The sequence below is a fragment of the Streptomyces sp. DS1-CR2 genome (assembly GCF_055760475.1).
This window is the reverse complement of record NZ_CM147085.1, coordinates 8,348,029-8,371,856: the sequence shown is the minus strand read 5'-3', so window position 1 is coordinate 8,371,856 and position 23,828 is coordinate 8,348,029. Positions and strand designations below refer to the sequence as shown.

Here is a 23,828-nt window from a genome sequence, read left to right as displayed (position 1 = left end):
ATCCGCCATCCTGAAGTTGCTGGTCACAGGGCTGGTGTGAGTTGCTGGTCGTGTCCTCGTGCTGGTCGCAGGCGGTTATCGGAACACAAGATCGTCTGCCATGTCGGTGATCGCGGTTCCGAGGATTCCCCGGCGTGAGCAAGGTGCCCGTCCACACGATCCGGGCGGGAGGTACGTCAGGTGGAAGCCAGGGATGTGGGACCGGACGTTTGTGAGCTGATCACGGTCCGCAAGGCCGAACTGGAGGTGTGGGCGGAGAAGTTGAGCCAACAGCTTCAGGAGCTACGCGATGAACTGGAGGAACTCGCTGTCGCCGAGCGGGTTGCGCGCCGGCTGGCCGAGCAAGTGGACGGGGAGCGGGAGGGGATGCTGCCGAGAGTCGCTGGCCAGGTCGCGGGCCGTGTGGTGCTGCTGATGCCGCCGCGCGAGCGCGGCACCGACGAAGCGGTGCCGCCCGCGAACTACCAGCGGATCATGGACGTGGTGCGGCGGGCGGATACGCCGGTCATGGTCAAGCAGGTCTGCGGTGAACTGGGAATGTCCACCGAGCCCGCCCACACGGAGGCGATGCGTTCGAAGCTGAACCGGCTCGCCGAGCGGGGCTGGCTGCGCAAGCCGGCCGACGGGAAGTTCACCACCGCGCCGTGAGTGAGCTTCCCACGCTCGCGGCATGCGGCGCGGGCCGTAATGCCGGTGCCCCCGGCGGCAGTTGATAGTGCATGTCGAACAAAACCAGCCCCGCCGGGGGCACTGAAAGGGTTGCCTTACCAGTCCAATCTTCAGCTGTCCACGGCCACCTTGACCTTCGTCAGCTACCTGCTGCGCGGCCATCTGAAGAAGATCCGCTCACGGTGGCGCAAGCTGCCGCCCGGACGGATCGCCACGATCGTTCTGGCACGGTTCAGGGCTCCGGGGCATCAGGGAGCGTCGCTACGAGGAAGTGGTCGACCTGACGCCGACGATTCGGTAGTAGTACTGGTCCTGCCTGGTCAGGATGTCGACGCTGGTGTAGCCGATGTCGGCACTCTCGTTGAGGGCGGAGTAGAGGCGGCCATCGCCCGCGTAGAAGCCGACGTGGCCGTCATAGAAGACGAGATCGCCGACCTGCCGGTCGGACGCGTCGACCCTGAGGACGTCGAGAGGTTCGAGGTTGCTGTTGTCGGAGGCGTTGTTCGCGGCCTCCCCTACCGCCCAACTGTAGTAGCTGTTCGCTGACTTGCGGGTCCAGTCCGAGGGCAGGTCGGGCACCCGGCTGTATGAGTGGTACACCAGGCCGGAGCAGTCGAAGGTGTCCGGCCCCGCAGCGCCCCACTCGTACTGCTTGTCGATCTGGTCGAGCGAGTAGTGGTAGGCCACGCGGGAGAAGTTGTACACACTCTTGGTCGTCGAGCACTCGACGCCCGACGCCGTGTTGCCGTTCTGGGTGATGATCTGCAGGCGCCGGAACTGGGCGATGTCCGAGGGGTTCCAGGTGTCCTCGCCGCCCGAGACGGTGTCGCCATAGAGGACGGCCGCGGTTTCTCCGGTGCTGAACACGAACGGCTGGGTGCCGTCGGCACCGACCGCGTTCATCCTGAGGACGGGCGGCTTGCCGTCGCCCCGGTCGGTGTCGGTCAGCGTCCAGTGGATGCTGGCCTCGTTCGGGCTGTGCCAGTAGATCTGGACCAGGGACCGCGCTCCGGCGCAGCCGCCGGTCACGGTGAGGCTGGGGTTGGCGATCGGCTCGTTCGCGGAGGCCGACGGTGCGGTAGCCAGGCCCAGCGAGCCTGCCGCTATGAGCAGTGCGCCTGTCGTCAACGTGTTCCTGAGTCTTGCGAGGACTCTCATGCGGGACTCCCGGGATCTTCGGCACGCCACGTGCCGGACGTATCAGTTTTCGGTGGGAAGGCTGGCAGTGAAAGGGGTTGAAAGTGAGGTCATGGGCGCACGCCACGGCTAGCGTCAGCCCTGTACGACGGGCACGGTAGCCCGGCCTGGTCGCTGAGTGTGCCGGTCGTTTGCCCCACAAGGAACGGCCGCCGCACGCACCTGAATACGCGCAAGGCAGCGGATGAGACCGCTTCTGGTTTGCAGCCGTGACCTTGTTGAGCTCGACCGGCGAACAGCCGGCCGAGTATGCCGCCGCAAGTGCCGGCCGCTGCAGAGCCTTCACGGCCTGTCGGACTTCGAGACGGTGCTGGAGCTGGGCTGTGATCTGCGGTGGAAGGCCGCCTGCGGGCTCGGACTGCTCGATACGGCCTTCGGCCCGTCGCTGCTGACCACCTACTCGGCGCCGCCTGCAGCGCTCACTGGATCCGGACCGACTGTTCACTCAGGTCAAGAGGATGGTGGCAAGCACCGCGGCGATCAAGGGCAACACCGTCGGCGCTGGACTCCACCGTTTGCGATGACGCGGATGAAGTGGCAGGCGGTCGCCGCGCCGTCCCAGACTCCTGCACCCCGGCTCAGGAGCGTGTCCCTGGTGAAGCAGTTGTCGTTCGGCAGCTGGCATCAGAAGGCTGACCCGACGCCTTCATCGCACCGAGGTCGGAGGCGAATGGGCGTTCTACCTTGATCGTGAGTCAACTACCCTTGTTTCTATGCGGCATGGGGGATACGAGGGGAACGGGGATAGAGCCGCTGAGCTGATAGACGGCCCCAGGTCCAGTGAGCGCCTGGTGATCCTGACCCTCGAGCGGTACGGGGTGTGGCTCCGGTCCACCGTGGTCTGCCTGTGCAGTGCGCTGGGCGTCGTCTCGGCGGATGCGGCGGACATTCCCCTGGCGATGACTCTGCTGGTGCCCGCTCTCCTCGCCTGCGGTGTGCGCCTCTACGCGCTGCGCCGCCCGCTCCCGCTCGCCCCGCTGTGGACGTTGGACGCGGCCGTGCTGGTGCTGGCGGGGCTGTCTCAGCCGGTGCTCAGCGGCGACGGCGCGGATGTGATGGTGGAGGCGATTGTCGGCATCTGCGTCATCACTTTCCAGCACGAGTGGGCGACGCGCCCTCTACCCGGGGCTGCCCTGGCCGCGCTTGGGGCTGTCGCCTGTGCGCTCGGCGACGTCCTCTCCTCGCCCGGGCACAGCCCGGAGTTGATACCCCTGGTGCGCATACTTTTCCTGGCGGGCCTGTCGAGGGCCGCCTACCTCATGGTTCGGGCGCGGGCCAGGGCGGCTGACCGGTCGGCCGCGGTCAGGGCGGCGGCGCGCCGGGAGGCCGAGGTAGCCGCCGCACGGAGAGCAGCCGAGCGTGAGTACCTGGCGACCCTGCACGATACGGCGAGCGCGACGCTGCTGATGGTCTCCCAGGGGGACGGCCGGGACTGGTCGTGGCTGCCTCCGCGCGCCAGACAGGATCTGGAGGCGTTGTCCGCCGTGCCCGGATTCGAGACGGGGAGCGTCGACCTCGCGGCGCTTCTCGGCTGCGTGCCCGAGGGTGAGGGACAGGCCAGGGTGCGGCTCAAGATGCACATCGAGGGCCCGCTCGCGGTCCCGTCCGGCCCTGGGCTGGCGATATTCAACGGGGTCCGGGAGGCCGTCACCAATGTGGCACGCCATGCCGGGGTGCGGGAAGCGGAGCTCAGGGCATGGCCAGAGGGGGACGGCGCCGTCGTCGAACTGTCCGACGCGGGACGGGGCTTCGACCCGGAGTCCGTCCCCGCACGGCGCCGGGGCATCTCCGGTTCCGTCATCGGCAGGATGCACGCGGTCGGAGGCTCCGCCACGGTCACCTCGCATCCGGGCACCGGGACCCGCGTGCAGTGGCGCTGGCAGGGCCGGGCCCGTGCGTCACCGGCAGGGGACGGAGCGCAGGCGACGGGCATACCGCGCCCGCCCCGCGCCCAGGCACAGCACACGGCTGTCGTCCGCCTCATCCGCGGGCAGCTGCTTTACGGGGCCCAACTGGCCGCGCTACTGATCAGCCTGCTGTCGCAGTTCACCATCTCGCTGCACCAGCTCACGGCCTACCAGGGCGTGTACCGCCCCGGGTGGGCACAGACGGCGGCCTTCGTCTGCCTCGCCGCCGTCGCGGCGATGGGCGCTACCTATCTGCTGCGTGGCAGGCAGATCCCGCCGCGGGTGCGCTGGTGGAGCCTGAGCGCGGTGCTGACCGTTTCGGCGACATGCGCGTTCACGCTCCCGCCGGAGCGGTTGACAGGTGCGGAGGACTGGGCGTTCGGACTGGTCGGCTGGCATGCGCTGTTCCTGCTGGCAGACCTGCGGGTCAGAGCGTTCGCGGCATTCCTCGGGGTGCATATCGGGCTCAATGCGACTGTTGTGTTCCTGTCGGGTGCGCCAACCGCCGCGGAGTCGGCCACCATGGGGATCTCCGCGATATCCACCTGCGGCTTCCAGCTCTCCGTCGGTGTACTACTGACGCACCTGCTCCACGGTACGGCGCCGGCAGCGGGGACCGCGGCCGCACGAGAGGAGGAACTGCGCACCCGGGAACGCATCCACGAGGACATGCAGCGTGATCACAAGGACCGCTACCGCGCTCTGACGGCGACGACGGTGCCGCTGCTTGTGGGCCTTGGCCACGGTGTGCTGAGCCCGCACGATGAGGAGGTCAGGCTGCGGTGCGGGGTGGAAGCCGCCCGTATGCGCCGCCTGTTCGCGGAGAGCGATGTCGTCTCCGACCCGCTGCTGAACGAGTTGCGGGCGTGCGTCGAGGTGGCCGAGCGCCAGGGGGTGACGGTGAGCCTGGCCGTACGAGGCCAGGGGGGTGAGGTGCCTCTGGAGGTACGCAGGAAGCTGATCGACCCGGTGGCGGTGATTCTGGGCTATACCCGCTCGACCGCGCGGGTGACCGTCGTATGGACACCCCGCACGGTCCGTGTGAGCGTGGTCGGCGTGGACTGCGCCGACGGCCGCAACACGGGAGTGGCTGTCCCGTCGCACGGCCGTGCCACGGACGCGAAGGTGTCCGTGGCGAGAACTACGCGCGGCGGAAGTGTGTGGGTGGAGGCCAGTTGGAGCAAATCGGCGGCCGCAGAAGTTGACCGGACATGAGTAACAGCGCACCAGTCAGCGTGGTCGTCGTTGACGATCATCCCGCCATCCTCTCGGGCGTGGAGATGTGGTACACCGCATCGCGGCGGCCCATCACGGTGGTCGCGGCCGGCGGCTCCGAACGGGAAGCCTGGACCGCGCCGGGCAGCACGGCCGATGTCGTCATCCTCGACCTGCAACTGGGCGAGGGTGGCCCCGCCTTCGGCAGCCTTCGAAGACTCGTCGACGCCGGGCGGCAGGTGGTCGTCTATTCGATGCGGGACGACGAGAAGACAGCGCTCAACTGCCTGGACCTGGGAGCCGCGACCTTTCTGACCAAGAGCGAGGGCCGACAGCACCTGGTCGAGGCAACGCTGGCAGCAGCCGATGAGCGGCCCTACATGCCGCCCGCGCTGGCCGGCGCGCTGGGAACGAACACCCGCGCCGACCGCCCCCAGCTCTCCGTACGCGAGGAGAACGTGCTCATCGAATGGTTCCAGTCGGAGTCGAAGGAGTTGGTCGCGCAGCGTCTCGGCATCTCCGTACGGACGGTCAACTCGTATCTGGACCGGGTGCGGATCAAGTACGCGAACGTCGGCCGCCCCGCGCGGACCAAGGCAAGCCTGGTCGCCCGTGCCATCCAGGACGGGCTGGTCGACGTGGGCGACCTCTGAGTGCGGGCAAAGGGGACGGACAACCGAACAACAACAAAAGATCCGCCATCTCGAAGTTGCTGGTCGCGGGGCTGGTTTGGGTCGTTGGTCGTATCCTCGTGTTGGTCGCAGGCGGTTGTCCGGCATTACTGAAGCTTCCCCTTGATCGTGGACACCTGGAGACTGGGACGTGAGAGCCCAGAGGGAGCAGTGCCAGACACCTCACGATGCCAACGCGTCAAGCCGAGGAAGCGAGTTCGGTGGGGAAGGCCGTTTCCTCGTCGAACGGCTTGCGGTGCTGGAGGCAGTGGTAGAGCTGTCCGAGCATGCGGTTGAAGAGGTTTCGCTGGGCGGCCGCGTGCCAGTCGCCGCGTTCGCGACGTCGCCGGTAGTGGGCGTCGGCTCCGGGTGAGTTCCGCAGGGAGGCGAAGCTCCAGAGGTAGCCGGCATGGTTGAGACGGTCGTTCTTCACCCAGCGTCGCGTGATGGACGACTTCTTGCCAGACGCCCTGGTGATGGGCGAGGAGCCCGCGTACGACTTCAGGCCGCGAGCGTCGGCGAAGCGGTTTCGGTCGTCCCCGATTTCAGCGAGGATGCGGGCGGCGAGCTGGATGCCGAGTCCGGGGAAGCTCAGGAGGATTTCGGCGTCCGAGTGCTGGGGAAATGCCTCCTCCACCGCCTTCGCGAGGTCGTCGGTTGCCGTGCAGGCAGCTTCCAGCTGGAGGAGGAGAGCGAGCATCTGCTTGCCAAGAGCATTCTCGATAAGCAGCGGCTGATGCGCCCCATCGACGCGGAAGACGTCGCGCAGGCGGTCGGCCTCGGTAGCGATGCCACGTTTGCGGCCGGCACGCTTGAGGGCGGCCTGGAGCTGAGTGCGGGTGAGCCTCGCTGCCTGCGTGGGGGTCGGTGCGGTCTTCAGGAGTTCGCGGGCCTCGGGGCGACACAGCCCGTTGGCCCAGGTGGTGAAGGCTTCCAGGGCGGCTGGGTAGTACTCCCGCAGCAGAGAACGCAGCTGGTTGGCGAGTTGCTGCCGGTTCCAGAGCGCGTCCTGCTGGGCGCGGGCGAGGACGGCGATCGCGCGTCCGAGATCGGAGTCGTCTGGCAGGGGACGGTGAGCGTGCATGTCGGTGCGCAAGATGTTCGCCAGGACGAGGGCGTCGCCGGGGTCGGACTTCTTGCGCGAGACGCTGTGCCGGTCGCGGTAGCGGGCCGCGGCCAGTGGGTTGATGGCGTACACCCTGCGCTTGCCGGTCCGCAGCACCGCGACCAGCAGTCCGCGGGAGGTCTCGATCGCCACGGGGATCGGGGTCTCCTTGGTGTCGCCGTGCTCGGCGAGCAGCTCCATCAGCAGTGCGTATCCGACTGCATCGTCGGTAATGTGTCGTTTGGCTACTAACACGCCGGAGTCGTCGACCAGGGCGACGTCGTGGGTGCGTTCGGCCCAGTCGATTCCGCAGTAGAGCAAGGTTCCCCTCCTCGAAGTGCTGGTGTTTGCGCTGGTCACGAGCGCATGCGGGCCACGCGAGCGACCTAATCCCAGGCATCAGCCGCGCTGCGGTTGTGCCTCCACCTCACTAGCCGTTCGTGGCACCAGCGCACCCCACGGGCCTCGGTCTGTGCGAGAGCTCTGGCGGCTCAGGCGCATCAAGAGGTCACCGTGCGGCGGGCTCGCACCACCAACACCAACGAGTGATCAAGCGGCGGGTGTTGACGCTCGGCGATGCCGGGCGCCGCCGCTCTGCAGTGAGGGGTCGAACTCCAGGGGAAGTTCAGGCATCCGCCCGGCACCGACGAAGCGCCAACGGCCCGCCGCGGTGGCGGCAATGCGACACAGGGCGCCGTCAGCCTGGCACGAGACCTGAACGGTCCAGTGGGAAGTAGACGTCCGTCCGGCATCCACACTGCCGCCACCACGAAGAGCACCGGGATCTTGGCCATGCCATGAATGGCGGATCCGGCACTCGAACGTCCCGAGAAGCACACGCTCCATCTGAACGTCCTTCACCACGGATTAGGTGGGAAGCAAGTACACGAATCGGTACTCGGACGAGTACAAGCGGGACGCGATCGAGCTCGTGCGGTCGTCGGGCCGGACGGTGACCGAGGTCGCCCGGGAGCTGGGGATCAGTTCGGAGTCCCTGCGGGGCTGGGTGAAGAAGGCCCGCGCCGCCCAGGACACCGGATCAGTCCCCGCCGCCGGGCAGGCCGGGCAGAGTGCCGCCGACCGGGACGAGGAGCTGAAGCGGCTGCGGAAGCTGACCGCCGAGCAGGCGAAGACGATCGATCCCGCTTCGGCGACGCCAAAGGCATGAAGGCATACGCCGGATCGGCCCCGATCACCAGGGCCTCCGGCAAGAGCGTGGCGGTCCTGGCCCGTCGGGTCAAGAACCAGCGACTGGCCGCCGTCGGCTACGTCTGGGCCTTCGCCTCCCTGACCCATTCCGACGGCGCCAGAGCCCACTACGACCGCCGTCGCGCGACTGGAGACCGCCACACCGCCGCCCAGCGCAACCTGTTCAACCGCATGGTCGGCTGCCTCCATCACTGCCTAACCCGGCGCGTCCACCACAACGAAAGCAGCGCGTTCCCCGCACCACTCGACCCTCAACTTCACTCACCCGCTTGACGGTTCCTCTGCATCGGATGTCTACATCCCCACGGCCGAGGGCTGGCTCTACCTCGCATCGTGGCTGGACCTGGCCACGCGCGAGATCATCGGGTACTCGATGGCCGACCATCATCGCGCTGAACTCGTCGTCGACGCCCTGGACATGGCCGCCGCACTGGGCCGCCTGGAACCCGGCTGCGTGATCCACAGCGACCGCGGATCGGAATACACCTCCGGACAACTCCGCGGCAAGATAAGCAAGTTGGGACACCGGCAGAGCATGGGCCGGACCGGGAGCTGCTTCGACAACGCCGCCGCGGAGAGCTTCTGGGCCCGTACTCAAAGAGGAGATCGGCACCCGCTTCTGGCCCGACCGGGCCGCCGCCCGCACCGCGATCTTCGACTTCATCGAGGGAACCCTGTTGCCCAATTCAGGTGATGCCGTTGTGATCAGTCGGTCGTAAGACGACGGCATAGCCGATCCTGCTGATCAGGGGCGCGTGAGGGGAGTCGTCCCGGGGGCGAGGTGGTCGTTGTGTCGATGGGATTGGCTTCTGGTGACGGTGTTCCCTCTGGGACGCGTCAGATTGCTCGAGCGGTGTTCCCGAAGGGGTGTCTCGCGATGCGGATCCGCGATCATCTTAGGACGGTGTTCTCGGACGAGGAGTTCCGTGAGGCGTTCGGGGACCGTGGCCGTCCGGGCATCTCGCCTGGACAGCTTGCTCTGGTGAGCGTCCTGCAGTACGTGGAGAACCTGACGGACCGGCAGGCAGCGCACGCAGTGCGGGCCAGGATCGATGTGAAGTACCTGCTGGGGCTGGAACTCGCCGACACCGGTTTCGATTTCACGGTGCTGACCGGCTTCCGGCAACGGCTGGTGGACCACAGTCTGGAGGAACGCGTGCTGGATCTGCTGCTGGAACGCCTCGCCGGTCAGGGGCTGGTGTGCGCCGGAGGGCGGCAACGCACCGATTCCACGCACGTCCTGGCGGCGGTTCGTCGTTTGAACCGCCTGGAGTTCATCGGGGAAACGCTCCGGGCCTGTCTGGAAGCGCTGGCCACGGCCGATCCACAGTGGCTGGCGGCCTGGATCGAACCGTCATGGCAGGAGCGGTACGGCGCCCGGACCGACGCATACCGACTCCCCTCCAGCAGGTCCGATCGCGACACACTCGCCCAGCACATCGCGGCCGACGGCTATCGGCTGCTTGAAGCCGTGCACGTCGCCAAGGCACCGGCCTGGCTGCGTGACATCCCCGCGGTGAGCGTGCTGCGAACAGTCTGGATCCAGCAGTTCACCCGCACCATCATCGACGAAGTCCAGACGGTGTGCTGGCGCGGAAAGGAGGACCTCCCCGCCGGGCGGGCACTGATCGCCTCGCCGTATGACCCCGAGGCCCGCTATTCACAGAAGCGCGGGTCACCCTGGACGGGATACAAGGTCCACTTGAGCGAGAACTGCAGCGGCGCAGGGCAGCCGCAACTCATCACGCAGGTGGTGACCACCGACGCCACCGCCAACGACGCGACCGTCGTCGACACGGTGCACGACGCGCTCACCTCCAAAGACCTCAAGCCCGCCGAACACCTCATGGACTCGGGATACTCCTCCGCCGAACTACTCTTGACCGCCCCCACCGAGCGCGGGATCTGCGTGGTCGCGCCAGTCCGGCCGAACTCCACTCCGCAACAGGTCCGGTCCGCTGGGTTTGGCAAGAGCGCCTTCACCATCGACTGGCAGGCCCAGAAGGCCACCTGCCCGTCCGGCCAGAGAAGCCGCTACTGGACCGCCGGCGTCGACAACAACGGCCGCGACGCGATCAGAATCCGCTTCGCGACCGCGACCTGCGCTCCATGTCCCGTCCGTGATCAGTGCACCCGCTCCACGCAGTACGGCCGTCAACTCACCGTCCGACCCCAGGAGCAGGACGCCCTGCTCGAGCGTGTTCGCGCCGAGCAGACCACCGAGGCGTGGAAGGAACGCTACGCGGCCAGGGCCGGGATCGAGGGAACCATCCACCAGGCCATCGCAGTCAGCGGCATGCGCCGCACCCGCTACCGAGGCCTCACCAAGACGCACCTGGGGCACGTGCTGACAGCCACTGCCGTCAACCTGATTCGGCTCGACGCCTGGTGGAACGGCACACCCCTCGCCCGAACCAGAACATCCCGGCTCGCTGCCCTCGAACTCACCGCATGAGCCAATTGGGCAACAGGGTCATCGAGACCTTCTACAACAGACGCCGCCTGCGCAAGCACATCCACTGGGGCTACCTCGCGCCCCACGAAACACGCCTGCGCTACCGGCAAGACCAAGCCCTCGCGGCGTAACAACAACGTGCCCAAGATCACGGGGAAACTTCAGCCGGGCCTTGGCCCGGTTTTTCGATCCCTTCTGCTTGCGGGACAGTTCACGCTGGGCCTTCTTGAGTTTCTTCTCCGCGCGGCGCAGGAACCTCGGGGAGTCGATCTTCGTGCCGTCGTCCAGGACGGCGAAGTGGGTGAGGCCGAGGTCGATGCCGACCGCCGAGCCGGGGGCGGGGTCCGGCAGCGCCGCGGCATCAGCGACGGGGTCGGTGTAGATGAGTCGGGTAGCCGGAGCGCGTCACCGCGCCCCGGCCCCCTCAGAACCGTGCGTGCGACTCACGCCGCACACGGCTCAAGCAGAACCCGAGGGCGTTTGCTCTTCCGTGCGGTTGCTCGGTCACCGGCTTCGTGGTGCCGCCGATGACAATCCGCGTGTACAAGGCGGAGGTTGTTCAACTCGTTCCCGCCCCCTACCCGCCGGAACACGAAGTGATGCTTGTGCAGCTTCTTCGCTACGGCTGCGAACCACTCGATCCACTCCCGTGGATTGTCCGGTTCGTATTCCGCTCCGGTGATCAGGGTCCCGCCGCAGAGCGGACACACCCCTTGCTGGCGGAACGCCAGGTGCAGGCTGGTCTTGTCCATGACGGGAGGCGCCTTCTTCCGGCGCCGTTTCGCCCAGTAGTCCTGGAGGGCAGGGTCATCCATGGATGCCGCGCCTTTGACCATGACGTGCCGGACGATCGGGGTCCAGGCGAACTTGTAGAGGTAGGCACCAGAGATCCGGTCGCCAAACACCCACTTGTCCGCCCGGGACTTGTTGAACGTACCGAAGTACCGCTTCACCACCCAGTCCTTCGGCTTGTTGGGGTGGCTCCGTCTGGCCCACTTGTAGGTGAGTTTCCAGACGTAAGTATCCAGCGATTGAAAGATCTTCGAGGACACCACCCCCCGGTAGTACGTTGCCCACCCACGCACGATCGGTGTGAGCCGTCTCAGTACCGCTGCGGCGTTGGAGCCATTCAGCTCCTTGACCTCTATCCGCAGCCGTTCCCGGATCCTCTTCACCGCTTCCTTGCTCGGCCGGATGATGACCATGCGATTGCTGTTCCGCCGGATGTTGAACCCGAGGAAGTCAAATCCCCTGTCGAGATTGGTCACTTGGGTCTTCTCCTCGTTGAAGCGGAGCCCTCTCGGCTCCAGCCACAACGACAGCTCCTGCTTCATCCGTTCCGCCTCCTCCTTCGAGTGCGTAAGCACCACAAAGTCGTCCGCGTACCGCACCAGGACCGGGGTCCCGGACTTCGCGCCAGGTTCTTGCCCCTTGCGAATCCGGTATTTGACCCCTACGGCGCTCTCCATTCCGTGCAGAGCGATGTTCAGCAGCAGAGGGCTGATCACGCCCCCTTGCGGGGTGCCTTCCTCTGTCGGAGCCCATCTTCCATTCTCCAGCACCCCCGCCTTCAGCCATCCACGGATCATGCCCCGTCCGGGGAACGAGCCGACGGACTCCATCAGGCGGTCGTGGTGGATTCGGTCAAAGGCCGCCGACAAGTCCGCATCCAGAACCCACATCCGCTCGGGGGACTTGCCCCGTGTCATCGAGAAGATGCTCTGAATCGCGTCGTGGCAGCTCCGCCCCGGTCGAAAACCGAACGATCGGGCTTCGAACCGGGCCTCCCACTCAGGCTCCAAGGCATTCTTGGCACGCGCCTGCATGACGCGGTCCTTGATCACCGGGATCCCGAGCGGACGTTGCTTCCCGTTGCTCTTCGGGATGTACACCCGCTTGACCGGATGTGGCCGACGAATTGGTGTTTCCTGGATCTCCACCACGAGCCTTGCTCGTCCTTGTGGAGTGAGGATCACCTGTCCGTCGACGCCGGCGGTCTTGCGGCCAGAACTCTGCTGGGTGACCCGCCGCACGCTGACCAGCGTGTTGCTTCGTGACCGCAGCATGAGCTTCTGCAGGTTGCGGACCTTCTGCAGGTCCCCTTCCTGCGACGCCTTGAAGATCCGTTGGCGAAGTCGCCGTACGCTCTCTTCCTCGCTGGCCCAGTCGATGCCGTGCCAGTCAAGTTCGGGTCCGCCATCAGGTCCGTTCACCACACCCCGTGCGGCGTCCAACTTGCCCGTCAGTTCTGGTCCCTCCCCACTATCTCTTCAAGGTTCCACCTGATCCACGTCAGCTCCCTTTCGGGCCGGGCAGCGCCCGTATCCGACGGGTTATACGCGTCGTCTCAGAGCAGACGGTCGCGCTTTCCCCCGGCCTTTCGGCCGGTCGGCATTCGCTTCTTGGATCATCCTGTTCCCGCTGCGACATCGGCTGCCCTTGCGGTTCGCCTACTGCACGCAGATCACAACGGGGTTTCCACGTTCCGCACCATCAAGCTGCGACTGGGGAGGGTGCCTCCTTTACCCCGGGCCCGGTGGTGTCCTGCCTCCCCGCATTCGTCCAGGGAGGTCACCTGGCGCTTTCCAACGCCGAGGGCCTGTCGGCCAGTTGTACATCCCGTCGTCTGACCGTTTCGCTCACGAGGCATAGCCGGAGGTTCACGCGAGTTCACCCTGTCCAGTCTTCCCCTCGCCTGTTGTCTCCGGACGGTTCGAAGACTCTTGGGCTTTACGGTCCGGCTTCACACCCCGCCGTTACCGGCAACGCATGCGGACCCGGGGACTGACCATGGACACTGATCAGAGAAGCAGCCCGTATATCTCCTCTCTGTGGGCTGCCCCCACTTGAATGGAGCGACCTCGTGTCGCACCGAAGCTGGCGAAGTACCGGCCCGAGGAGTCCTTGATGACGGTGACCGAGGACGGCACCGTCGGCAGCGGGCGCGACCACGTCACCCGCACTTCGCCGATCTTCGGCAGGAGCAGCCGCCCCGCTCCGGTGATCTTCCAGCGGGCGTTCGCGGTGAACCGGATCGCCTGCCTGGCATCCTTCCGCGACCTGAACCGCGGCTCGCCCACCGGCGGGCCCTTGCGCTCGCCCTTGAGGGAGGCGAAGAAGTTCGCATACGCGGTATCCGCATCCCGCAGCGCCTGCTGGAGGACGACCGAGGAGACCTCACCCAGCCAGTACCGCTCCCGGCGCAGCTTGCCCCGCGTGACCAGCGAGCGGGACAGCACCTTCGATGTCGGGTAGGACTCCTTGGCGGCATGGGCGTCACGGCGGGCGCGCACGGCGTCGTTGAACACGACCCGCGCACACCCGAACGCCCGCGCCAGCGCACCCTGCTGGCCGGACTCCGGGTACAACCTGAAGGCGTACCGGAGCTGCATACGGGTGATCGTACGAACACCGCTCACCCGTTCACCAGAGAGAACATCCGTACGAGCCATCACCGTACGGGGACCACCGCCACGTCCAGCCCCGCAGGAACAACACCGCAACGCTCCGCGTCGCTACGACCCGATTCGCTTCACCACCGGCGTAAACGCCGATGCACTGCGAATGAATCCCGGTAGCCGGGGTTGGTGAATCATTAGAGACCAAGGTTCGCGAAATTATCCAGGGGTCGGAATCCGAAGCCTTTTCCCACTCCACCTTCCCTCGCTTATCGATCATCATGGAAAGGTTTCCCCAAGAAGTCAAAGCGGGGTTCTCGATGGCATGATCGGTCGGGGTTCTCGAGCCTCGGACGCCAGGCAGGACAAGGGTAGGCGCCTTGATAAGCGGTGCCTATCAGGTGATCGGAAATGCCTCTTTGACGTGCCACGCGGATTGCAGGAAGCTTCTCTCGCGGCGATGACGCGTAAACGTATCCGGCGCGCATGAGTAAACCGCGGCAGAAGTGAACATCGAGAGCAGGCCGCCGTTTCCCGGGGACCCGTCCGCCCAGGTGCACGGAAGAAAGAGGCAGACCAGATCATGAGCAGCAGCATCGAGGACCCGATCGACGACCTGACGGTCACGCCTCCCAAGACCTGGGCGACGGGTCTGCCCGCCGTGACGCACGCGCTGGAGTACTCGCTCGGCCAGACGTCCCCGCGCCGCACCATGCTGACGCTGCTGAACATCAACCAGGCCAAGGGCATCGACTGCCCCGGCTGTGCCTGGCCCGAGCCCGCGCCGGGCAAGCGGCACATGAACGAGTACTGCGAGAACGGCGCCAAGCACATCAACGACGAGGCCACCTCACGCCGCGTCACCCGTGACTTCTTCCGCGAGCACTCGATCGCCGAGCTGGACTCCAAGTCCGACTACTGGCTCAACCAGCAGGGCCGGCTGACCGAGCCGATGGTCAAGCGCCCCGGCGCGACCCACTACGAGCCCATCGGCTGGGACGAGGCGTTCGGCATCCTCGCCGAGGAGCTCAAGCAGCTCACCTCGCCCGACGAGGCCCTGTTCTACGTCTCGGGGCGCCTCAGCAACGAGGCCGCGTTCCTCCTCCAGCTCTTCGCCCGCGCGTACGGCACCAACAACCTGCCGGACTGCTCCAACATGTGCCACGAGTCCAGCGGCTCCGCGATGTCGGAGACCCTGGGAGTCGGCAAGGGCACGGTCTCGCTCGACGACCTGGAGAACTCCGATCTGGTCTTCGTCGTGGGCCAGAACCCGGGCACCAACCACCCGCGCATGCTGTCCTCGCTGGAGGAGACCAAGCGCAACGGCGGCAAGATCGTCGCCGTCAACACGCTCCCCGAGGCCGGCCTGCTCCGCTTCAAGCACCCGCAGCGCCCGCGCGGCATCGTCGGCAAGGGCACGCAGATCGCCGACCAGTTCCTGCACATCAGGGCCGGCGGCGACCTCGCCCTGTTCCAGGCCCTGAACCTGCTGCTCCTGGAGGCCGAGGACGCCAACCCGGGCACGGTGATCGACCACGCCTTCATCGAGAAGAACACCATCGGCTTCGAGGCCTTCGAGAAGCACGCGCGCCAGGTCACGTGGGAGCACATCTACGACGCCACCGGCCTCTCCCGTGAGGAGATCGACGAGGTCTTCGAGCGCGTCCTGAAGGCCAAGTCGGTCATCGTGTGCTGGGCGATGGGTCTCACCCAGCACAAGCACGGCGTCCCCTCCATCCGCGAAGTCATCAACTTCCTGATGCTGCGCGGCAACATAGGCAAGCCCGGCGCGGGCGCGTGCCCGGTGCGCGGCCACAGCAACGTGCAGGGCGACCGCACGATGGGCGTGTGGGAGAGGATGCCGCAGAAGTTCCTGGACTCCCTGGGCAAGGAGTTCGGCTTCACGCCGCCCAGCCACCACGGCCTGGACGCCGTCCACGGCATCCGCGCCATGTACGAGAAGCGCGCCAGGTTCTTCCTCGGCGTCGCAGGCAACTTCGTACGGGCAACCCCCGACAGTGAGGTCACCGAGCAGGCGATGCGCAACTGCAGCCTGACGGCCCACGTCTCGACGAAGCTCAACCGTTCCCACACCGTGTGTGGTGAGACCGCGCTGATCCTGCCCACCCTGGGCCGCAGCGACAAGGACTTCCAGGCCACCGGCGAGCAGTTCATCACCGTCGAGGACTCGATGAGCGACGTGCACGCCTCCCGCGGCAAGCTGCCGCCGGCCTCCCCGCGCCTGCTCAGCGAGGTCGCCATCATCAGCCGCATGGCCCTCGCGACCATCGGCGACAGGTACGGCATCCCGTGGCAGGGCTTCGAGGACGACTACGGCACCGTCCGCGACCGGATCTCACGCGTCGTCCCGGGTTTCGAGGACTTCAACGAGCGTGTGTCCGAGCCGGGTGGCTTCAACCTGCCCAACCCGGCCAACCACGGCGTCTTCAACACTCCCAGCAGCAAGGCCGTGTTCACGCAGAACGAGTTCACGATGCCGCACGTGCCGGAGGGTCACCTGCTGCTCCAGACGCTGCGCTCGCACGACCAGTGGAACACCGTCTGGTACGCCCCCAACGACCGCTACCGCGGCATCCACAACGCCCGCCGTGTCGTGATGGTGAACCCCGCCGACCTCAAGCTGCTCGGCATCGAGGACGGCGACATGGTCGACCTGGTCAGCGTCTGGCACGACGAGCGGGAGCGGCGCGCCGAGAACTTCAAGGTCGTCGCCTACCCGGCCAGTCCCGGCTCCGCCGCGGCCTACTACCCCGAGACGAACGTCCTGGTCCCGCTGGACAGCGTCGCCGACATCAGCAACTGCCCGACTTCCAAGGGAGTTGTGGTGCGTCTGGAGCCCGTCGGCACTCCGAGCTGACCCCACACCCGGCACTCCGCCGGTCTCGTGACGGTCGCGGCGGCCCTGCTCGGCGCCGGATACGGGCTCACGCTGGCTGCGGGCCTGCTGTGCCTGGCCGTCACAGCCGGGTACAGCCGAGTGCAGCCGGGTACACCCGCCGGTGTCTTCCTTGATGGCGCGGCCGCAGGACGAGGTCCGCCACGCGTCATATCGTCGACAACATCGGAGTACTGCTCCGAGGAGAGGAGCACCATCATGGGACGCGTGACCGCGCGCCGTCGTGTGCTGCGAGTTCGGGACGGGGTGTCCTCGTACCGGCCGGACACCATGGCCGTCGAGGAGCCGATGGAGATCAGGGTGGGCGGGCGTCCGCTCACGGTGACCATGCGGACACCGGGCGACGACTTCGATCTCGCGGCCGGGTTTCTGGTGAGCGAGGGCGTGGTGCACGCCGGCGATGATGTGTCGGGGATCCGTTACTGCGCGGGCGCGACGGCTGACGGCGGCAATACGTACAACGTGGTGGACGTGGCCCTGGCCCCCGGCGTGGCCGCGCCCGACGCCTCTCTGGAGCGGAACTTCTACACCACGTCCTCGTGCGGGCTGTGCGGCAAGGCCAGCCTGGACGCGGTGCGCACCACTGCGGCGTGGACCGTCTCCGAGGATCCGCTGCGCGTCGGTCCGGAGCTGGTGACGGCGCTGCCGGACCGGCTGCGGGCGGCCCAGAAGGTGTTCGACAGCACGGGCGGCCTGCACGCCGCCGGCCTGTTCACCGCCGATGGCGAACTGCTGTGCCTGCGCGAGGACGTCGGCCGGCACAACGCCGTCGACAAGGTGGTCGGGTTCGCTCTGCGCGAGGGGCTGCTGCCGCTGCGCGAGACCGTTCTGATGGTGAGCGGCCGGGCCTCCTTCGAGCTGGTGCAGAAGGCGCTGATGGCCGGAATCCCGATGCTGGCGGCCGTCTCCGCGCCGTCCTCGCTCGCCGTGGACCTCGCGGCCGAGAGCGGACTGACCCTGATCGGCTTCCTTCGCGGCACCTCGATGAATGTCTACACCGGCGCCGAGCGGCTGGAACAGGTGCCCGTGGCCTGATGTCCTGACCGGTGCCTCGTCCGGCGGCCAGTGAGCCCGATTGGCTTTCCCCTGGGCCGTCGGGTAGACCCGTGGCGTGCTGTTTCGCCAACTCGAATACCTGGTGGCCCTCTCGCGGGAGCGCCACTTCGCCCGCGCCGCCCAGGCCTGTTACGTCTCCCAGCCCGCCCTCTCCGAGGCGATCCGCAAGCTGGAGGAGGAGCTGGACGTGCCGCTGGTCCGGCGCGGCCGCAAGTACGAGGGCCTCACACCCGAGGGCGAACGCATCGTGGTGTGGGCGCAGCGGATCCTCGCCGATCGTGACGCGCTCAAGGACGAGGTCGGCGCGCTGCGCACCGGACTGAGCGGCCGGATCCGGATCGGCTCGGTCCCGACCGCGTCCGGCGCCGTCTCCCTGCTGACCGGCCCGTTCTGCGCGGAGCACCCGCTGGTGACGGTGGAGGTGATTGCGGACCTCCAGTCGCGGGACATCCTCCGCCAGCTGCAGAATTTCGAGATCGACGCCGGAATCACCTATCTGCACAAGGACCTTGCGGAGAACTTCCACTCCGTCCCGCTGTACGAGGAGCGGTACGTGCTCCTGATCACGGCCGCCGATGCCCTGGCGCATCGCACGACGGCCACGTGGACGGAGGCGTCACGGCTGTCGCTGTGCCTGCTGACCGACTCCATGCAGGGGCGCCGCGTGCTGGACGAGGTGTTCGCCGAGGCCGGGACCCGGCCGTCGCCCCGGGTCGAGACCGACTCGGTGGGCGCGCTGTTCGCTCATGTCAGGACGGGCCGGTGGGCCAGCATCGTGCCGCACGCGTGGCTGCATGTCTTCGGCGTCCCGCACGGCATGCGCGCGGTGCCACTCGTCGAACCCTCCCGGACCGTGCCGGTCGGACTGGTGGTCACGGCCCGCGAGCCGGGTTCGGTCATGGCCCGCGCGCTGACGGAAGTCGCCCGGCACACCGATGTGGCGGCCGCGCTGGAACGCCTCCCCGGTGGTCCCGGGGTCTCCTAGGACATCCCCTGGACGCGTCCGGCTACTCGCCGACGGACACGACCGTCACCGTCGCCTGCCCGTCGGGCGCGTCATAGCTGACGCTGTCGCCGGCCCGGTGGCCGAGCAGCGCGCTGCCGAGCGGACTGTCGGCGGTGACCAGCGTCTGGTCGAGCACCGCCGCGCCCTCGCCGATCTGCACGGTCGCCACCGAGCCGTCCGAGTACCGCACCTTGAGCGTGCTGCCCACGCCCACCACGTCCGTGCTGGGTGAGCCCGCGTCGGCGGCGCCGCGCAGGCGCACCTTGATCTCGTCGATGCGGGCGTCGAGGCGGTGGGTCTCGTCGGAGCGGATCAACTCGTCGGCCTGGTCGGCGTCGTCGCCCACCTCGGTGGTGTCCTGCAACGTGGCGGCGTCCGCGTCGCGTTCGGCCGTCACGTCGGCGAGTTCCTGCTCGAGCGCGCGGCGCTCGGTGGCGCTCATCGGTTCGGGCTCTCCGCTCATACCTGCTCCCTTCACGTGGAGTGGCCGGTCTGCCTCCGCGGCTGCGTCCGCGTCTTCGTCCGCGTCTGCGTCTGCGCCCGCGTCTGCGGCTGCGGCTGCGGCTGCGGCTGCGGCTGCGTCTGCGTCTGCGTCTGCGTCTGCGGGAAGGTCACCTGTCGTAGCGGGTCGGCGGGAAGGCCTCCCGCTCCGCCCGGGACATCTTGCCGCTGGGCATCTCGCCGCTGCCGACCTCGCGGTCGACCTCCCTATGGATCGCCTCGTACTGCTTCGCGGGCCGCTCGGGCTCCTTCACGCGCAGCCCGACGTCCCGCAGGCCCTCCTGGGTGCGCCTTTCGAGTGCATCCACGTTGGGGCGAAGGGGCATCCCGCGCCGGTCGTCGGGGTTGCCCTCGACGGCTCGGTTGGACTTGTGGTGATGGACCATGTGTCCTCCTTGGTTCAGGCGCCGTCAGGCGCGCCCGACCGGATCAGGCATCGGGAGTCTGCTGCGCCCCGGCCGCGGGCGGGTCCTCCGCGGCCCCTTCGGCCTTCGCCTTCTCCCCAGCGCCGTCCTTGTGCACGGTGCAGTGGATGGTGTCGTTCTCCACGTCCGCGACGATGGTGTCCCCGGGCTCCGCGTCACCGCTCAGCAAGATCGACGCGATGCGGTTGTCGAGTTCGGCCTGGATCGTGCGCCGCAGCGGACGCGCGCCGAACTCCGGCTGGTGACCGTGGGCGACGAGCAGCTTCTTGGCCGCCTCGGTGACGTCCAGGGTCATGCCCTGTCCGAGCACCCGGCGCTTGCTCCGGTCCAGGAGGTGGTCCACGATCTGCGACAGGTCGTCCTCGGTGAGGGCGTGGAAGATGATGATGTCGTCGATGCGGTTGAGGAACTCGGGCAGGAACCGGGAGTGCAGGTCCTCCATCAGCTCGCCCTTGATCTCGGACACGTCGCCGTGGTGCGCGAGGATCCGGTGGGCGCCGATGTTCGACGTCATGATGATGACGCAGTGGCGGAAGTCGACCGTACGGCCCTGGCCGTCGGTGAGACGTCCGTCGTCGAGGATCTGGAGCAGGGTGTTGAAGACGTCGGGGTGTGCCTTCTCCACCTCGTCGAACAGCACGACGCTGTACGGCTGCCGGCGGACCTTCTCGGTGAGCTGGCCGGCCTCCTCGTAACCGACGTATCCAGGAGGGGCGCCGACGAGGCGGGCGACCGTGTGCTTCTCCTGGAACTCGCTCATGTCGAAGCGGATCATGTGATCCTCGTCGCCGAACAGCAGGTCGGCGAGGGTCTTCGCGAGTTCGGTCTTGCCGACGCCGGTGGGACCCAGGAAGAGGAAGGAGCCCACGGGGCGGTTGGGGTCGCCCATGCCCGCGCGGTTGCGCCGCACGGCCTCGGAGACCGCGGTGACCGCCTCGTCCTGGCCGACGATCCGCGAGTGCATCTCCGCCTCGAGGTTGAGGAGCTTCTCCTTCTCGTTCGCGGTGAGCTGGGAGACAGGGATGCCGGTGCGGCGGGAGACGACGTCGGCGATGTCCGCCTCGGTGACCGAGACGACGCCCTCGCGCCGCTCCTCGATGCCCGCGAGTTCGCCCTCCAGCTCGGCGATCTGCCGCTTGTACTCGGAGGCCTTCTCGAAGTCCTCACCGGCCACAGCCTGTTGCTGCTCACGCCGCAGCTTGGCGATGCGGTCCTCGCGGCTGACGACCTCGGTGGAGCGCCCGGCGCTGCGCAGCCGCACGCGCGCGCCTGCCTGGTCCATGAGGTCGATGGCCTTGTCCGGCAGGAACCGGTCGCTGATGTAGCGGTCGGAGAGCTCGGCCGCCGCCGCAAGGGCGCCGTCGGCGAAGCGGACCTGGTGGTGGGCCTCGTACGCGTCCCGCAGCCCCTCCAGGATCTGCACGGTCTGCTCGACGGTCGGCTCCGGAATCAGGACGGGCTGGAAGCGGCGCTCCAGAGCGGCGTCCTTCTCGATGTGCTTGCGGTACTCGTCGATGGTCGTCGCGCCCACGAGCTGCAGCTCACCACGGGCGAGGGCGGGCTTCAGCATGTTGCCCGCGTCCATGGAGCCCTCGCCGGTCGCTCCCGCGCCCACGACGGTGTGCAACTCGTCGATGAACAGGATGATGCTGCCGCTGGCCTCCTGGACGTCCTCGATGACCTTCTTCAGGCGCTCCTCGAACTGCCCGCGGTACTGCGCGCCGGCCACCATGCCGGAGAGGTCGAGCGAGACAACTCGCTTGTCCTTCAGGGTTTCCGGGACCTCACCCGCCACGATGCGCTGGGCCAGACCCTCCACGATGGCGGTCTTTCCGACGCCGGGCTCACCGATGAGCACAGGGTTGTTCTTGGAGCGCCGCGAGAGGATCTCGACGGTCTCCTCGATCTCGTCGGCCCGCCCCACGACCGGGTCGAGCATTCCCGCCTTCGCGTCCTCCGTCAGGTCCCGGCCGTACTCGTCGAGCGTCGTCGCCGGCTTCTTGGCCTCCGCGGGCCCTTCCGTACGGGACGCCTGATCCGCGAGGCTCTCCAACCGGTCCGGGCTGAAGCCCTGCGCGCGCAGCAGCCGGGCGGCGCCGCTGTCGGAGTCGCTCAGGAGCGCGGCGAGGATGTGCTCGGGGCCGATGTACGAGGCCCCGGCCGCCTGCGAGTGCGAGTAGGCGGCCTGGAGCGTGCGCTTGGCCGCCGGGGTGAGTCCGGGCTCCGCCGACGGCTGGCCTGACTCCTGCGGAAGGACTGCCGCGACTTCCGTCGACAGCGCGTCGGGGTCCACACCGATCTGGGAGAGCAGCTTCCGGGTCGGAGCGATCTTCGTGGTCGCCCAGAGCAGGTGCTCGGTATCGAGATCGGCGGTTCCGTCCCCCATCGCCTTCTGGGCGGCGAGACCAAGGAGTTCCTGCGACGAATCCGTCAAGAGCCGTCCGATCGGCACGCGTTGGACGGCCGGCGGTGAGGATGCCGGCGACATTCCGAAGAACCGGTTGAACAAGTCGCTGAAGGGGTCGGGCGAGCCGAACCCCGAACCGAAGGACATCGACATGCTGCTCCTGACGGAGAGAGGTTGGTTCAACTCAAGCGCGATGTCAGCTGGGCCGCAACAGCAGCGAAATCGGCGCACCTGAGCGCCGGAATTCAGCAGAGTCATCAGGTGCGGAGGGGAATGCAACCCAATGGCACGGGCCTGACTGCGGGCGGCCGGACGGGGACGCAGGCTGTCGCCGACAGAATCCGGCGGGTGAGCGCCGGGAGAGTCGACGGAGCGGGAGAGCACATCATGGTTGAACGCGCAGACGTCACACGGTCGAATCCCGCACGAACTGCCTGGTGGGCAGGGGCCGATCCGGCAACGGAGCTTCAGCACCTGTGGGGCGGGGTGAGTCGTCTGCTGGAGCGCTCCTCGCAGCCGGCCGGGCCTTCGCGGCACTGGATTGCCCGTGGTGGAGGAAGCGGACTCAGGTGTCGCCTGTGTGGTGCGCGCGGAACTGCCCGGTGTCCCTCGTGAGCGGGTGAACGTAGAGGTGGACGGAAGGGAACTCCACATCTCCGGCGCCGTCGACTAAACCACGGACGGAAATGCGCTGCGTCGCCGGTCCGGCACCTTTTCCCATGGAGTTCGCGTCCCCGGCGACATCGATATCGATATCGGTCGTATCCAGGCGGATATCGCGGACGGCATCCTGACGTTGCGCCTGCCGAAAACCGCGGCGGTGACGCGGCGAACGATCGAAATCCGCGCCGAAGGCAACGCAAAATAGGGGCCGAGCGGCGCCCGTCCCCTCTCAGTGTCCCCCCGCCCGCTCCGGACGTCCTGTCGGCGGAGACGTCCTCCCGTGCGGAGAACGTTCTGTCGTGCGGAGACGTCCTGCCGTGCGGATGTCAGCCGGTGACGATTCCCGTGACGAGGTTGATGGTCGTGGCGAGGATGCTGGTGCCGAACACGTACGACAGCAGCGAGTGCCGCAGCACCACCGAGCGGATCGTCGAGGTCGAGACGTTGGTGTCGGACACCTGGTAGGTCATGCCCAGGTTGTAGCTGAAGTAGAGGAAGTCGCGGTAGGCGGGCGGGTCGTCGTTGTTGAAGTCGATCCCGCCGGAGGCCGTGTAGTACAGGTACGCGTAGCGCGTGGCGTACATCAGATGGAGCGCCGCCCAGGCCATGAACACGCCGCCCAGCGCGACGGCCGCCGCGGCGTGGCCGCTTTCCGATTTGCCGAGCAGGAGCAGCAGCACGGTGGCGACCAGGCCACACAGGGCGACACCGACGATCACGAGCTCGTCGGTGATGGGCTGGAAGTCCTCCCGTCGGACATTGGCCCGGGTGGCTTTGGCATCCATCGGCCACAGCACCACCCAGCCCGCCAGCACGAAGACCAGTTCGGTCGCGGCGATACCGGCGAGAACACCCAGCGCAGCGTTGTTCGCCACCCCGACGATCGCCCCGACCACGCCACCGGCAATCACGGAGGCACCGAGCCGGGGAACCGCGGACAAGGGCAACCATGTGCTCATAGATCCGCACACTAGTCTTTCCGCCGCCGCCCAGTCTGGCGAAGCCCGCTGCGGGGACACAGACTGAA

General features: G+C 67.5%; 18 protein-coding genes and 3 pseudogenes. 12 read left to right on the top strand and 9 right to left on the bottom strand.

Annotation, left to right across the window (positions count from 1 at the left end; all coding sequences use genetic code 11):
- Positions 1-195: 195 nt before the first annotated feature.
- Positions 196-648, top strand: coding sequence for a hypothetical protein (locus tag ACY0PA_RS39130; RefSeq protein WP_473082096.1), 453 nt, complete (start codon positions 196-198; stop codon positions 646-648).
- 282 nt (positions 649-930) lie between these two features.
- Here the strand turns inward: ACY0PA_RS39130 and ACY0PA_RS39125 are convergent, their stop codons facing one another.
- Entirely contained in the window at positions 931-1,797 is an 867-nt protein-coding gene (locus ACY0PA_RS39125; protein WP_473082095.1) for a C40 family peptidase, read from the bottom strand.
- 860 nt (positions 1,798-2,657) lie between these two features.
- Between ACY0PA_RS39125 and ACY0PA_RS39120 the strand changes: the two genes are divergently transcribed.
- The gene (locus tag ACY0PA_RS39120) at positions 2,658-4,988 is read left to right on the top strand and encodes a sensor histidine kinase (protein ID WP_473082094.1); all 2,331 of its coding nucleotides are present in this window, start codon (positions 2,658-2,660) and stop codon (positions 4,986-4,988) included.
- A complete protein-coding gene (locus tag ACY0PA_RS39115; RefSeq protein WP_473082093.1) occupies positions 4,985-5,641 on the top strand; it encodes a response regulator in 657 nt (218 codons plus the stop codon). Before ACY0PA_RS39120 ends, ACY0PA_RS39115 begins: the two co-directional genes overlap by 4 nt.
- Before the next feature lie 217 nt (positions 5,642-5,858).
- Here ACY0PA_RS39115 and ACY0PA_RS39110 read toward each other — a convergent pair whose 3' ends face one another.
- Positions 5,859-7,085 (bottom strand): IS110 family RNA-guided transposase, encoded by a 1,227-nt coding sequence (locus ACY0PA_RS39110; RefSeq protein WP_473082092.1) that lies wholly within the window; start codon positions 7,083-7,085, stop codon positions 5,859-5,861.
- A 550-nt stretch (positions 7,086-7,635) separates the two neighbouring features.
- On the opposite strand from ACY0PA_RS39110, the gene ACY0PA_RS39105 reads away from it, so the two are divergent.
- The 5 genes and pseudogenes from ACY0PA_RS39105 (at position 7,636) to ACY0PA_RS39085 (ending at position 10,559) form a co-directional block, all read left to right on the top strand.
- A complete protein-coding gene (locus ACY0PA_RS39105) occupies positions 7,636-7,932 on the top strand; it encodes a transposase (RefSeq protein WP_473082091.1) in 297 nt (98 codons plus the stop codon).
- Positions 7,845-8,246, top strand: a pseudogene (locus ACY0PA_RS39100) (transposase); the annotation flags it as partial. The gene ACY0PA_RS39105 and the pseudogene ACY0PA_RS39100, both read left to right, overlap by 88 nt.
- Positions 8,247-8,271: 25 nt before the next feature.
- Positions 8,272-8,667, top strand: coding sequence for a DDE-type integrase/transposase/recombinase (locus tag ACY0PA_RS39095; RefSeq protein ID WP_473086572.1), 396 nt, complete (start codon positions 8,272-8,274; stop codon positions 8,665-8,667).
- 87 nt (positions 8,668-8,754) lie between these two features.
- Positions 8,755-10,428, top strand: coding sequence for an IS1182 family transposase (locus tag ACY0PA_RS39090; RefSeq protein ID WP_473082090.1), 1,674 nt, complete (start codon positions 8,755-8,757; stop codon positions 10,426-10,428).
- Positions 10,425-10,559 carry a hypothetical protein gene (locus tag ACY0PA_RS39085; RefSeq protein ID WP_473082089.1) on the top strand — a complete coding sequence of 45 codons (135 nt, stop codon included), beginning with the start codon at positions 10,425-10,427 and terminating at the stop codon, positions 10,557-10,559. The genes ACY0PA_RS39090 and ACY0PA_RS39085 overlap by 4 nt, the downstream gene beginning before the upstream one ends.
- 19 nt (positions 10,560-10,578) lie before the next feature.
- Here the strand turns inward: ACY0PA_RS39085 and ACY0PA_RS39080 are convergent.
- The 3 genes and pseudogenes from ACY0PA_RS39080 to ACY0PA_RS39070 all read right to left on the bottom strand — a co-directional run.
- Positions 10,579-10,779 (bottom strand): annotated as a pseudogene (locus tag ACY0PA_RS39080) (transposase); the annotation flags it as partial.
- Positions 10,780-10,871: 92 nt separating this feature from the next.
- A complete protein-coding gene (gene ltrA, locus ACY0PA_RS39075) occupies positions 10,872-12,641 on the bottom strand; it encodes a group II intron reverse transcriptase/maturase (protein WP_473082088.1) in 1,770 nt (589 codons plus the stop codon).
- A gap of 660 nt (positions 12,642-13,301) precedes the next feature.
- Positions 13,302-13,820: pseudogene (locus ACY0PA_RS39070) on the bottom strand (RNA-guided endonuclease InsQ/TnpB family protein); the annotation flags it as partial.
- A 589-nt stretch (positions 13,821-14,409) separates the two neighbouring features.
- Between ACY0PA_RS39070 and ACY0PA_RS39065 the strand changes: the two are divergent.
- The 3 genes from ACY0PA_RS39065 (at position 14,410) to ACY0PA_RS39055 (ending at position 18,784) form a co-directional block, all read left to right on the top strand.
- Positions 14,410-16,704: an FdhF/YdeP family oxidoreductase gene (locus ACY0PA_RS39065; RefSeq protein WP_473082087.1), complete on the top strand. Its 2,295-nt coding sequence runs from the start codon at positions 14,410-14,412 to the stop codon at positions 16,702-16,704.
- Between the two features lie 237 nt (positions 16,705-16,941).
- The gene (gene fdhD, locus ACY0PA_RS39060; protein WP_473082086.1) at positions 16,942-17,778 is read left to right on the top strand and encodes a formate dehydrogenase accessory sulfurtransferase FdhD; all 837 of its coding nucleotides are present in this window, start codon (positions 16,942-16,944) and stop codon (positions 17,776-17,778) included.
- Between the two features lie 76 nt (positions 17,779-17,854).
- Positions 17,855-18,784 (top strand): LysR family transcriptional regulator, encoded by a 930-nt coding sequence (locus ACY0PA_RS39055; protein ID WP_473082085.1) that lies wholly within the window; start codon positions 17,855-17,857, stop codon positions 18,782-18,784.
- Positions 18,785-18,806: 22 nt separating this feature from the next.
- Here the strand turns inward: ACY0PA_RS39055 and ACY0PA_RS39050 are convergent, their stop codons facing one another.
- The 3 genes from ACY0PA_RS39050 to ACY0PA_RS39040 form a co-directional block, all read right to left on the bottom strand.
- Positions 18,807-19,268: a GreA/GreB family elongation factor gene (locus ACY0PA_RS39050; protein WP_473082084.1), complete on the bottom strand. Its 462-nt coding sequence runs from the start codon at positions 19,266-19,268 to the stop codon at positions 18,807-18,809.
- A gap of 148 nt (positions 19,269-19,416) precedes the next feature.
- Positions 19,417-19,692: a hypothetical protein gene (locus ACY0PA_RS39045; protein ID WP_473082083.1), complete on the bottom strand. Its 276-nt coding sequence runs from the start codon at positions 19,690-19,692 to the stop codon at positions 19,417-19,419.
- 43 nt (positions 19,693-19,735) lie between these two features.
- On the bottom strand, positions 19,736-22,291 hold the full coding sequence (locus ACY0PA_RS39040) for an ATP-dependent Clp protease ATP-binding subunit (protein WP_473082082.1): 2,556 nt from the start codon (positions 22,289-22,291) through the stop codon (positions 19,736-19,738).
- 538 nt (positions 22,292-22,829) lie between these two features.
- On the opposite strand from ACY0PA_RS39040, the gene ACY0PA_RS39035 reads away from it, so the two are divergent.
- Complete coding sequence (locus ACY0PA_RS39035; protein ID WP_473086571.1) at positions 22,830-23,006, top strand: Hsp20/alpha crystallin family protein; 177 nt, start codon at positions 22,830-22,832, stop codon at positions 23,004-23,006.
- 121 nt (positions 23,007-23,127) lie between these two features.
- Here the strand turns inward: ACY0PA_RS39035 and ACY0PA_RS39030 are convergent, their stop codons facing one another.
- The gene (locus tag ACY0PA_RS39030; RefSeq protein ID WP_473082081.1) at positions 23,128-23,760 is read right to left on the bottom strand and encodes a DUF1345 domain-containing protein; all 633 of its coding nucleotides are present in this window, start codon (positions 23,758-23,760) and stop codon (positions 23,128-23,130) included.
- Between the last annotated feature and the right edge of the window lie 68 nt (positions 23,761-23,828).

Coding starts and splice junctions, on each gene's coding strand:
- ACY0PA_RS39040 (WP_473082082.1), bottom strand. CDS start 22,291: ATGTCGATGTCCTTCGGTTCGGGGTTCGGCTCGCCCGACCCCTTCAGC.
- ACY0PA_RS39050 (WP_473082084.1), bottom strand. CDS start 19,268: ATGAGCGGAGAGCCCGAACCGATGAGCGCCACCGAGCGCCGCGCGCTC.
- ACY0PA_RS39085 (WP_473082089.1), top strand. CDS start 10,425: ATGAGCCAATTGGGCAACAGGGTCATCGAGACCTTCTACAACAGACGC.
- ACY0PA_RS39115 (WP_473082093.1), top strand. CDS start 4,985: ATGAGTAACAGCGCACCAGTCAGCGTGGTCGTCGTTGACGATCATCCC.
- ACY0PA_RS39030 (WP_473082081.1), bottom strand. CDS start 23,760: ATGAGCACATGGTTGCCCTTGTCCGCGGTTCCCCGGCTCGGTGCCTCC.
- ACY0PA_RS39065 (WP_473082087.1), top strand. CDS start 14,410: ATGAGCAGCAGCATCGAGGACCCGATCGACGACCTGACGGTCACGCCT.
- fdhD (WP_473082086.1), top strand. CDS start 16,942: ATGGGACGCGTGACCGCGCGCCGTCGTGTGCTGCGAGTTCGGGACGGG.
- ACY0PA_RS39045 (WP_473082083.1), bottom strand. CDS start 19,692: ATGGTCCATCACCACAAGTCCAACCGAGCCGTCGAGGGCAACCCCGAC.